General features: G+C 69.1%; 17 protein-coding genes. 5 read left to right on the top strand and 12 right to left on the bottom strand.

Translation table 11 applies throughout. From position 1 onward, the window contains the following. Nucleotide 1 precedes the first annotated feature (1 nt). Nucleotides 2-1,090, top strand: coding sequence for an MASE1 domain-containing protein (locus ABZV93_RS06300; RefSeq protein ID WP_354931248.1), 1,089 nt, complete (start codon nucleotides 2-4; stop codon nucleotides 1,088-1,090). Nucleotides 1,091-1,113: 23 nt separating this feature from the next. Here the strand turns inward: ABZV93_RS06300 and ABZV93_RS06295 are convergent, their stop codons facing one another. From ABZV93_RS06295 to ABZV93_RS06260, 8 genes are all read right to left on the bottom strand, one after another. Further along, nucleotides 1,114-1,887, bottom strand: a complete 774-nt coding sequence (locus ABZV93_RS06295; RefSeq protein WP_354931245.1) for an aminoglycoside phosphotransferase family protein — start codon at nucleotides 1,885-1,887, stop codon at nucleotides 1,114-1,116. Continuing rightward, the gene (locus tag ABZV93_RS06290; protein WP_354931242.1) at nucleotides 1,880-2,653 is read right to left on the bottom strand and encodes a hypothetical protein; all 774 of its coding nucleotides are present in this window, start codon (nucleotides 2,651-2,653) and stop codon (nucleotides 1,880-1,882) included. The genes ABZV93_RS06295 and ABZV93_RS06290 overlap by 8 nt, the downstream gene beginning before the upstream one ends. A gap of 13 nt (nucleotides 2,654-2,666) precedes the next feature. Continuing rightward, nucleotides 2,667-2,792: a hypothetical protein gene (locus ABZV93_RS06285; protein WP_354931239.1), complete on the bottom strand. Its 126-nt coding sequence runs from the start codon at nucleotides 2,790-2,792 to the stop codon at nucleotides 2,667-2,669. 38 nt (nucleotides 2,793-2,830) lie between these two features. Continuing rightward, on the bottom strand, nucleotides 2,831-3,271 hold the full coding sequence (locus tag ABZV93_RS06280; protein WP_354931236.1) for a VOC family protein: 441 nt from the start codon (nucleotides 3,269-3,271) through the stop codon (nucleotides 2,831-2,833). Between the two features lie 34 nt (nucleotides 3,272-3,305). Beyond that, the gene (locus ABZV93_RS06275) at nucleotides 3,306-3,704 is read right to left on the bottom strand and encodes a hypothetical protein (protein ID WP_354931233.1); all 399 of its coding nucleotides are present in this window, start codon (nucleotides 3,702-3,704) and stop codon (nucleotides 3,306-3,308) included. 9 nt (nucleotides 3,705-3,713) lie between these two features. Further along, nucleotides 3,714-3,974: an alpha/beta hydrolase gene (locus ABZV93_RS06270; protein ID WP_354931230.1), complete on the bottom strand. Its 261-nt coding sequence runs from the start codon at nucleotides 3,972-3,974 to the stop codon at nucleotides 3,714-3,716. Between the two features lie 162 nt (nucleotides 3,975-4,136). Continuing rightward, entirely contained in the window at nucleotides 4,137-4,565 is a 429-nt protein-coding gene (locus ABZV93_RS06265; RefSeq protein WP_354931227.1) for an alpha/beta fold hydrolase, read from the bottom strand. 48 nt (nucleotides 4,566-4,613) lie between these two features. After that, nucleotides 4,614-4,964, bottom strand: a complete 351-nt coding sequence (locus ABZV93_RS06260) for an isochorismatase family protein (RefSeq protein WP_354931224.1) — start codon at nucleotides 4,962-4,964, stop codon at nucleotides 4,614-4,616. A 186-nt stretch (nucleotides 4,965-5,150) separates the two neighbouring features. On the opposite strand from ABZV93_RS06260, the gene ABZV93_RS06255 reads away from it, so the two are divergent. Beyond that, complete coding sequence (locus ABZV93_RS06255; RefSeq protein ID WP_354931221.1) at nucleotides 5,151-6,401, top strand: MFS transporter; 1,251 nt, start codon at nucleotides 5,151-5,153, stop codon at nucleotides 6,399-6,401. 36 nt (nucleotides 6,402-6,437) lie between these two features. Here ABZV93_RS06255 and ABZV93_RS06250 read toward each other — a convergent pair whose 3' ends face one another. The 3 genes from ABZV93_RS06250 to ABZV93_RS06240 are packed head-to-tail and all read right to left on the bottom strand — an operon-like array spanning nucleotide 6,438 to nucleotide 7,733. After that, on the bottom strand, nucleotides 6,438-7,040 hold the full coding sequence (locus ABZV93_RS06250) for a hypothetical protein (protein ID WP_354931218.1): 603 nt from the start codon (nucleotides 7,038-7,040) through the stop codon (nucleotides 6,438-6,440). A gap of 4 nt (nucleotides 7,041-7,044) precedes the next feature. After that, entirely contained in the window at nucleotides 7,045-7,479 is a 435-nt protein-coding gene (locus tag ABZV93_RS06245) for a hypothetical protein (RefSeq protein ID WP_354931215.1), read from the bottom strand. 38 nt (nucleotides 7,480-7,517) lie between these two features. Beyond that, complete coding sequence (locus tag ABZV93_RS06240) at nucleotides 7,518-7,733, bottom strand: hypothetical protein (RefSeq protein ID WP_354931212.1); 216 nt, start codon at nucleotides 7,731-7,733, stop codon at nucleotides 7,518-7,520. Between the two features lie 173 nt (nucleotides 7,734-7,906). Between ABZV93_RS06240 and ABZV93_RS06235 the strand changes: the two genes are divergently transcribed. From ABZV93_RS06235 to ABZV93_RS06225, 3 genes are all read left to right on the top strand, one after another. After that, entirely contained in the window at nucleotides 7,907-8,134 is a 228-nt protein-coding gene (locus ABZV93_RS06235; RefSeq protein ID WP_354931209.1) for a hypothetical protein, read from the top strand. Between the two features lie 321 nt (nucleotides 8,135-8,455). Beyond that, on the top strand, nucleotides 8,456-9,019 hold the full coding sequence (locus ABZV93_RS06230; protein ID WP_354931206.1) for a hypothetical protein: 564 nt from the start codon (nucleotides 8,456-8,458) through the stop codon (nucleotides 9,017-9,019). Further along, nucleotides 9,016-9,660: a class I SAM-dependent methyltransferase gene (locus ABZV93_RS06225; protein ID WP_354931203.1), complete on the top strand. Its 645-nt coding sequence runs from the start codon at nucleotides 9,016-9,018 to the stop codon at nucleotides 9,658-9,660. Before ABZV93_RS06230 ends, ABZV93_RS06225 begins: the two co-directional genes overlap by 4 nt. On the opposite strand, the gene ABZV93_RS06220 is transcribed toward ABZV93_RS06225, so the two are convergent. Further along, complete coding sequence (locus tag ABZV93_RS06220; protein WP_354931200.1) at nucleotides 9,657-10,022, bottom strand: glyoxalase superfamily protein; 366 nt, start codon at nucleotides 10,020-10,022, stop codon at nucleotides 9,657-9,659. The genes ABZV93_RS06225 and ABZV93_RS06220 overlap by 4 nt on opposite strands. Nucleotides 10,023-10,060 lie beyond the last annotated feature (38 nt).

Here is a 10,060-nt window from a genome sequence, read left to right as displayed (position 1 = left end):
TGTGACCTGGGCGGTCGCCGGACCATATCCTCGGCGTTTTGGACTTTCCGGGAGCCGTCCTAGCGTGTGTGGCGTGGAGCGATACGGGCAACTGCTCCGGCGACCGCTGACGATGGTGCTCCTGAACCTCGGATTGGCGGCCGTTCTGTATGGTTCTGCCCAGATCGGCCTGCTGATCGGACTGGAGCGTGGGTCCATCAGCCCGTTCTGGCCGCCCACCGGGATCGCCCTGGTCGCCCTTCTCGTGCTCGGACCCGAGATGTGGCCCGGGATCTTCGTGGGTTCGGCGATCGTCAACATCTTCACCGGCCCCGTGGCCACCGTCGTTCCCACCGCGGCAGGGACCACGTTGGCCTGCCTGGCCGCGTACTGGGCGTTGCGACGAACGGGCTTCCGACCTGAACTGGATCGCCTGAAGGACGCACTCGCACTGGTGTTCCTCGCCGCGCTCGGCGCGATGCTCATCAGTTCCACGATCGGCACCTCTCTGCTGGTGCTGTCCGGCCTGATACCACTCGCTTCCTTCGGCACCTACTGGCTGACCTGGTGGACCGGTGACGCGATGGGCGTGCTCATCGTGGCACCGCTCCTGCTGACGCTGATCAAGGTTCCGTGGCGTCGCTACCGCTATGTCGACGTCAGACGAATCGCGGAAGTGGCGGTCATGCTGGCGGCATCGTTCGCGCTCATGGTGATCGGCGAAACCGCGTTCAGTGTCTCGTTCCTCGCATTCCCGGTGCTGGTGCTGGCCGCCTGGCGATTCCAGTTGCCGGGTGCGGCACCGGTCGGCGTGCTGCTGTCCGCCGTGGCCATCCACGCCGCGGTGCACGGGTACGGCACGTTCGAAGGCCGCGATCTCATGGGCACGATGGTGATTCTTCAGGCTTTCAACGGCTCCATCGCCCTGACCGGGCTCCTGTTGTCGGTCGCGCTCACCGAACGCAACCGTACGCGCCAGGAACTCGAACGTGCCTGCATGGAACTCGGAAACGTCGTCGAGCACCTCGACCGCGCCCTGCGACCGGAGAGCTCCCCGCTTCTGAGCCATTGGACCGAGCACAAACAAGCAGCGCCGAAGGCCCGAGGCTGAATTCCTGCGACCCTTGATCGGGCTCAAGCGTCACAGAGCGCGTGCTCGATCTCCACCCGGTGCGCCTTGGTCCACTCGTAGTTGGCGTGTCCGAATTCCACCGCGCCCAGGTCACGCAGCAGTTGGTAGCCCTTGTGCCCGGCGTCGGCGAGGTCCGCGATTCCGCGCCAGGTCTGGTCATGGCGCGTCAGGACGATCGTGATCAGCGCGGAACGGTCGGGGAGCCCGTAGGCGTCACACATCAGGCGCATCAACCGTCCCAGCGTCTTCGGGTCGGGGCGGTCGGGTGCGAACCGAGCCGACGGATACATCCAGCAGATGTCTGCCACGTCGTGGATGCGCGGCCCTGGAGTCGAGTCGTCCCAGTCGATGAACGCCACCGGGCGGAAGGATCCGTCGCCGGCGTCACGGTAAACAGTGTTGTTCGGGGTCAGGTCGTTGTGACAGAGGGTCTCCTGATCCTCGGCAAGCGGGGTCGCTGCGGTGAGATCGTGGAACTCCCGTACGAGCCTGGCCACCCCGGCAAGGCTCTCGTCCGACCACACCCCTGGGGGAGCGACCTGGCTTTCAGCCGGCTGCGCCACCAGCCTGGGCAGCGGAACCCATCCTGGAACGTAGCTGAGTATCTGGCGGCCCTCGTCGTCGACGCCCAGGAAGCGAGGGGCGCCGGCCCAGCCACGGTCTTCGAAGTGGTTCAGCAGCGCGCGGGTATCGTCAGGACGACCGGGTGGCCGTCGCCGAACCGTGTTGCCGATGCGCACGACCTTGTTGATGCGGCCACCAGGCAGCTCACTCACGAGGACGGCTCCTTGTGTGGTTTCCCCGCGCGAGGAGTGACGGCGGTGGACTGGTCAGCGCGGCAGCTGCATCGCTCACGGGCAGTTCCCCCAGGGCGTCGCAGGCCGGGTCACCGCATTCACAGTCGTACGTCCGGACGACCGTACTGGCATCGGGGGGTACGGAGGCCCGCGCGAACGCCTTGAAGCTGTTGCTGACAGCGACCTCGTTGGCGTAGCGCAGCAACTGCCACCGTTCTTGCACATCCTGCGCTGTCGGACCCGCCGCCAGTTGCCTGGCGAAGTGACTCTCGACAGCGGCGACCGTCTGACTCACGGACTGATTGTCGACGACGATGGTGGCCGCGTTCGCTGCCGCGTCGAGTTGGTCCCGGACCAGCTGCCAGCCCCACAGATAGCCATGGTGCACGCCTTCCGGGTGGTGCTTCTCGAGCCTGGTTCGCTGTTCTTCCTGCGACGGCATCAGCCACACCGCGTTGCCCGTGGACGCGGCCAGGCCGGGCGTGACGAGGGCACCTTCGACCACCACCAGGGGCCCCGGCAGAGAACGCAGATCCTCGAAGATCATCGGACCGCGGTCGAAGTCACCCGGACCCTCACCCGGCAAGGCGACCCCTGCCGCCGCCGCACGGTCCCGGTACTCCATCATGTGCGCATCCACGCTGTACCACCGCAGGCCGTGACGTCTTGCCAGCAGCCGGCTCACCGTCGTCTTGCCGGCAGCAGCGGGGCCGCCGATCCACAGTACGTGCGTCAGGTCTCCCATGGCCCTCCCCTGGCTAACGTGAGCCCGCGGCCTCGATCGTGGCGGCGATGGACTCGAGGTCGGCGACGAGCTGGTCGAGTGCGTCCGGCTCCTGGCAGAAGCACGTCACCAGGTGGATCGGCTCCACGAGCTGGGGCATGCGGCGCGCGGTGGGCATCTTCGAGGATTCCTGGGCCGTCAGCCGAGTTCCTCGGCCAGCGCGACGATGATCCCTTCGGGGCCGAAGACGTAGCAGAGCCGGTAGCTGTTGCCGTACTGCACCACCTCACCGACGAGTTCGGCGCCGTGGGCTCGCAGGCCGGCGACCGTGGCGTCGAGGTCGTCGACGGCGAACATGATGCTACGCAGACCCAGCGTGTTCCCGAGCGCGTTCTTCGGTTCGGCAGGGACCGCGGTCGGGGTGTGGAACTTCGTCAGTTCGAGCTTGCCGTGGCCGTCCGGGGTCCGCATCATCGCGATGTCGACTCGGATCCCGTCCAGCCCGTTGAGCCGGTCCACCTCAGGTCCCTCGATCGGCGCCTCGCCCTCGAGTTCCATGCCGAGCTCGAGGAAGAACGCCTTGGCAGCCTCGAGGTCGTCGACGACGACGCTCACGTGATCCATCCGCCGAATCGTCACCCTGATTCTCCTTCTTCGCGTTCAAGTGGCGGGCCTACCGGTCGGCGTCCTTCCTCGCGAGCAGAGTGAAGTCGTTCGGGAACCTGCCCAGTTGCTCGACGTCAGCGGCCGGGACGTCGGCGGACTCCGGAGGTGAGAAGTACTCGTCCAGCAGTTCGATGCGCATTCCTGCTCGGGCCAACGCTGTCACGACATCGCCCACGAAGCAGCCGCGTAGAGGATGCATCTCCTCCAGGAGCAGGTGGCCATCGCGCCTGAGACAGGATGCCACGATAGTCGCCCGGCTGGAGATGGGCAGCTCCGACGGATCGAAGTTCCCCACACCCCTGGCAAAGGACTCGGCGGACCTCAGTCCATCGGGGCGTGTCCGCGCCACCACGTCCCACGCTCGCCGGTTGACCTCTGTCAGTCGGGTGATCTCCGAAAGGTCCATGCGCGAACACTAGGAACCCGCCGCCGGTCCGTCCAAGGCATTCCCGTTCAGGAACGTACGGATGTGCTCGGACCAGACCTCGGGTTTCTCGAAGTGGCACATGTGCGCGGTGTCCTCGATGGTCGCCAGCTCGCTGGTGGGCAGCGCGGCGTGCAGACGTCGGGCGAGTTGTACGGGGAAGCCCATGTCCTTTTCTCCGTGCAGGATGAGGATCGGCTTCCCCCAGGTCCGCAGGATCTCCTCCGGATCACCGGTGAACCACGGATGCATCCGCCCGGCGAGGTAGGCCTCGTGGCTCCAGTCACCCTCGTCCAGGTCCCTGATCAGGTCGAGATACGCGGGTGCCAGGTGGAGATTCCAGACGAAGATCGTAGAGTTGCGCAGCGCGCCGTGCTGGGCGTCCTCTGCCCGCTGACGTCGTTGGTACTCCTCCTAGTCCCGCAGATACGGCTCGTTGTCGGCGGAGCTGTACGCCGAGCTCGAGGCCAGCACGAGTCGGCGCACCTGGCCGGGATGCCTGTTCACGAACTGCACGGCGGCGCGCCCTCCGGAGGAGAAGCCCACCAGGTCGACCTGCCCCAGCCCGAGGACGTCGACCAGCCGACGGGCGTCCTCGACGACGTACTCCGGCTGCAGAGCTTCCTCGGGCAGACCGCGACTGCTCCGCCCGCACCCGCGAAAGTCGAACAGGACCACGTGATGGTCACGCGCCAGGGGCTCGAACCCGGGCAGCAGGTAGCTGTGGCCCACGTCCGGCCCACCGTGCAGCACCAGCAACGACGGCTTGTCTCGCCGGCGCTCACCGAGCTGGCGTACGAAGAGCGTCACGTCCCCTACGTCGATCAGTTCGCCGTCGTCCATGCCGCGCAGGATCCCAGACCCCACCGACAGCCCTCGCACTCCGAAGAGCTACAGCTGAGCAGCGGCCTCCAGCGCCTGCACCGCGAAGCCCACCATGGTTCGGATCTCGACCTCCTCCCCGAGCGACCACTCCGCCACGCGCGAGGCCATCGCCGCCGGCACCGGGTCGGCGATGCCAGGGGCCACACCGATGTCGTACGTCGCGTGGCCGTCGTGCGGCATCACGAGGCCGAGGCCGCGCGCCAGGGCGGTTCGGGCGGTCGCGGCGACACACATCTCCGACATGCCCCCGCCGAGGGCGATCCGGGTGACCGCATGACGGCTCAGCAGCTCCGCCAGGTGAGTGCCGTCGAACCCGTCGTCCTTCGTCTTGCGATCACGTGCGCAGGCTGGTGTCACGTATCCACCGCTTTGTCCGGGGCGGCCCGGCGAAGCGACCGGGGATACGAGCTCTTCGGGGAACGCCCCCAGTTCCCGGGCGGTGGCGACGTCGGAGCGGTGTTCTAGGGTCGGCCGTACGCGCGCGGACCGGTGCCGTTCCTCGCCCGCTTCGTTCTCGCGCCCCTTCAGCCCCCTAAGGACGCCATGACCTCGACCATTGCCGGACGTACGACGCCGACCGCGGTTCGCGCCGCCACGGCGGCGACCTACGCCGCGTTCATCGGCTCGGGTTTCGCGTTCGCCAGCTGGGCTTCCCGGATCCCGCAGATCCGCGACCGCCTCGAACTCGACTCGGCCGCGCTCGGCCTGGTGCTCCTCGCGGTCGCCGTGGGTTCCCTGCTGGCGCTCCCGTTGTCCGGGCCGGTCGTCACCCGGATCGGTTCGGCCCGCACCGTCAGGGCGATGGCCATCCTGCTCGGCGTCGGCCTGACCACGGCGGCTCTCGGCTCGCTCATCGGCGTCGTCCCGGTGGTGATCGGGTTGTTCCTGCTCGGCTTCGGCAACGGCGCCTGGGACGTCGCGATGAATGTCCAGGGCACGGTGGTCGAACGCCACCTCGCCCGGTCGATCATGTCCCGCTTCCACGCCGGCTTCAGCCTCGGCACCGTCGCCGGCGCCTTGGTCGGCGCCGCCATGGTGGCGCTGCACGTGGAGGTGGCCGTGCACCTGGCCGCGGTCGCGGTGCTGGTGGTGATCCCCGTGGTGTGGTTCACGCGGCGGTTCGTCCCCGACCACGACGGGACGGAGCAGGACGAGGCCGGCCAGGACGGCGCCGAGCAGCCCCGGGGTGGCGGTGCGCTGACCGCCTGGCGGGAGCCGCGCACCCTGCTCATCGGGCTCTTCGTCCTCACCTTCGCCTTCGCCGAGGGAGTCGGCAACGACTGGATCAGCGTCGCCGCCATCGACGGTCACGGGGTGTCGGCCCCGCTGGGCACACTCGCCTTCGCCGGCTTCCTCACCGCCATGACGGCGGGTCGCTGGTTCGGGCCCGGGCTGCTGGACCGGTACGGCCGGGTCCGCGTGGTCCGCACCATCGCCCTGATCGGCATCCTCGGCGTGGCTGTATTCGTCTTCTCGCCGGTGCCGAGCCTCGCCTACGTCGGCGCCCTGCTGTGGGGCCTCGGCGCGTCGCTCGGCTTCCCGGTCGGCATGAGTGCCGGTGGGGACGACCCGCGGCGGGCAGCCGCCCGGGTCAGCGTCATCGCCTCGATCGGCTACTGCGCGTTCCTCGCCGGCCCGCCCGCCATCGGCTTCCTCGGCCACCACATCACCGTGCTGCGCGCCCTGGTGGTCGTGGCCGCCCTGCTGGGCCTGGCCCTCCTCATCGCCGCCAGCGTCCGCCCGCTGCCCGCCGTACAGCCTGCATCCGACGAGGCCGCCGACCGGGCCGCGTGACACCCGCCGGGGGGCCGTACGCCACGCGGCGGCCTCCTACTTGGGTTTGAGGACGACCCGGGTGGGCGCGTTGTCGGGGACCACGACGGCCCGCCAGGTGTAGGTGCGCCCTTTCGGTCCGCCGGTGATGAAGCGGTCGCCCCTTGCCTGCCCGGGCCTGTCGTCCACGAACGTGTAGGCGCGGCGTCCGTTCACGGTGATCTGGTGCAGGCTGCCCGGACGGTCCAGGACGCCGATCCGGACGCCCAACGTGCCCGGGTCCGCCAGGTCGGCGGTTCCCACGACGACCGGATGCCACACCGAGGTGCAGGACCCGGCACACACGCCCACCTTGGAGTCGACTGGCGCGTTGTTGATGTAGATGGTCAGCCCGCGATGGTCGGTCAGGAGGCGGCTGAAGCCCGCGATGTCCCGGGTCCGCAACGTCGACGGCCCGACCGTGGGCGTGTACGCCGGCGGCGCGCTCGGCACGAAGCCGACCGCCTTGTCGGGCTCGGAGGGCTTGGGGTTTCCCCCGCACCCGGCCGCCAGCAGCACGGCGACCACCGCCGCGGCCATGGCCGACCGTACGACGCCTGCCGCCGCACGCTGTCTGCGCTGCGGGATGCGTCCGCACAGGGCCTGCGCTCGGTTCGTCACCGGTTCACTTCCGTGGCTTGAAGACGACGTCGGTGGGTGCGTTCTTCGGGACTCGTACGGCACGCCAGGTGTAGGTCCGCCCGCTGGACGAGCCGGTGATGAACAGGTCGCCCTGAAGCTCCCCGGGCCGGTCCGCGACGAAGGTGTTGACGTAGATGCTGAGGCCCTGGGTGGTGGTCAGGATGCGGCTGTAGCCCTTGACCTCGCGCGTACGCACCGCCGCCGCCTGCACCGTCGCGGTGTACGCCGGCAGTGCGCTCGGCACCCACCCGGCTGGTTTGCCGCGTTCGGACGGTGAGCCTCGCTGGCATCCGGTGAGCAGGGTGGCGACCATCACCGCGGCCACGACGGTGGCTGCGGCCCGTACGACGGTCTGGGGCCGGCGCGGCCGCGGGCGCGGTGTGAATCGGTCGTCCAGAGACCGCGCTTGGTTCATCATGCTGACTCCGTACCCATCTTTGTATTCATCGCTTCAACTCATCGCTCCAACCGGATCGTCGCCGTAGCGGTCGACGGAAGGACGACCACCGACCAGGTGTAGACGTCACCGGTCGCGCTGCTGGTCCGGAACTTCTGCCCGCGGGTCTGTCCGGGCAGCCTGTCGACCACGAACGTGTAGACGCGGCGACCGTTGGTGGTGAGCTGGTGCTGGCCGCCGGGCAGCGGAAGGGTCCCGAAGGTCTTCCCGGGCACGCCGGCGACCGTCGACCGGACACTCGCCGACCCGACCACCACCGGGCGCCAGATGTTCGTACACACGCCCTTGCAGCGCGGGACGGCCTGGCTTGTGGGATAGCTGTCGGTGACGTAGACCGTGAACCCGCGGTGATCGGAAAGCAGCCGGCTGCCCCCCCGGGAGTGCCCGGGTGCCCAGGCTCGTCGGCCCCACCGTCGGGGAGTACGACGGATGCGGGCCCCCCTCCGTACTGGAGGTGGGCACCGGAAACTCCGAGCTCACCGGCACTCCTCGCTTCGTCGGGAGTGGGCTCTGGCAGCGGGTCACCATGGCGGTCACGACGACAGCGAGCAGAGCCAACAGTCCCCAGGTCGAGTCGCCGCTTCTTGACGTCGAACTGGTCATCCGAACCCTCTGATCCGATGGTCACCTGGGGGTGAAGACGACCTCGGCCGGCGCCGCATGTGTGACGCGTACCGCCTGCCAGGTGTACGTCCGGTTCTGTGCGTCGCCGGTGATGAAGCCGTCGCCACCGGCCTGTCCGGGCCCGCTGTTGGTGTAGATGGTCGTGCCCCGGTGGTCGGTGAGCAGCCGGCTGAAGCCCCTGACCTCTCGCGTACGGTGCCCCTACCCTCCGTTCCAGCCCCACCAACCCCGAGCGGCCCAGTCCCACTCGCTACCAGGATCGCGGCATCGTGGGTGAGCGGGACGTGGCCAAGGGTTGCCCTAGCCTGAGCGGGTGGTCACCAGAGAACGGGACGGACGCACGTGGCGGATCGGGACCGGTGCCGATGTCATGTGGATCATGCGCGGCACCTCCGTCAGCCGGACCATCACCGCCGCCGTTCCGCCGGTCTTCGAGGCGTACGCCACCGTGCTCCTTCCCCAGGAGACCGGCGAGCAGTACGAACGTGACCGCGCCCTGCTCTCGCTGCTGCGCGAGCAGTCGCCGGACCAGCCGTGGTGGATTGGTTACCTCGACACCGGCGCCGACGACATCGTCTTCCCCGACGCGCCCACGGTCACCCTCTACACCGGTTGGCCGTACGTGCTGGTGGAGGCCGGGCCGGAGCAGGCAGCGACCTGGCGGCACCAGGAGGCCGGGTCGTTCTGGCTGGGTGCGCTGCCCAATCTGATGTTTCCCGCGGACCACTCCTGGCTGGTGTCGACGATGTGGGACGACGACTGGACCTGCGTCGGCGGACCGGCCGACCTGGTGGACCGGCTCGTACGCCACCCGGTCCTGCGTGGCCGGCAGGTGACCCTCGACCAGGACGCCGCCCCGCCCGGGAAGCCGTTGTGACCACGGACTGGCTGGCGGACACCCGTACCTCCTACGACACGGTCGCGGCCAGCTACGCCGAGCGGCTGCGTGGCGCGCTGGCCGGTGCGCCGTACCTGCGGGCGGGGCTGGCGGTGTTCGCCGAACTCGTGCACGCCGCCGGTGACGGCCCGGTGGCGGACGTGGGCTGCGGGCCGGGTCACGTGACCGCGCACCTGCACGCGCTGGGGCTCGACGCCTTCGGCCTGGACCTGTCACCGGCGATGATCGACGTGGCCCGCCGTGACCACTCCGGGCTGCGGTTCGAGGTGGGCTCGATGACCGAGCTGCCACTCGCCGACTCCTCGGTCGCCGGCCTGGTGGCGTTCTGGTCGCTGATCCACGTACCCGACGAGGTGGTGCCGACGGTGCTCGGGCACTTCCGGCGGGTGCTGCGTCCGGGCGGTCCGCTGCTGCTCGGCTTCCACGTCGGCGACCGCTCGACGCTGAAGACGGAGGGCTACGGCGGCCACCCGATGAAGGTCCACGTCCACCGACGCCGGCCGGAGCAGGTGGCTGAATGGGTCCAGGGCGCCGGTCTCACGGTGTCGGCCCAGATGCTGCTCGGCCTCGACCAGAGTTCCCCGGGCGCGTTGCTGTTCGCCCACCACGGCGACGCCTAGGCCGCGTCGTCCTGCCGCGTCGGGCCCATCACGAAGAGGGTGTTGCCGGCAGGGTCGATCACGTTGAACGTGCGCGCACCCCACGGCTCGTTCTCCGGCGGGCCATCGATCTCGACCCGCTGCCGCCACTCGTCGTAGTAGGAGTCGGCGTCGTCGACCTCTAACGAGACACAGGCGTGTCGGCCGTGCCCGGACATCGGGGCGTCGATCGTGAGGCGGATCGTCCCGCGTTCGAGCCCCAGCAATCCGGTCGTACCGTCCTCGGACGCCTCGAAGGTGACCGCGAACCCCAGTCCGTCGACGTAGAAGTTCCGAGCAGTACGCAGGTCGTCCGCGGGCAGGATGGGGATGGCGCGCTCCATGGCCAGCAGACGATACGCCGCGAGGCGCCGGCCTGACC

Source organism: Actinopolymorpha sp. NPDC004070 (assembly GCF_040610475.1).
In the GTDB taxonomy this organism is placed as follows: domain Bacteria; phylum Actinomycetota; class Actinomycetes; order Propionibacteriales; family Actinopolymorphaceae; genus Actinopolymorpha.
Note: the sequence above shows the minus strand (reverse complement) of the source record. Positions and strands in the feature narration are given on the sequence as shown.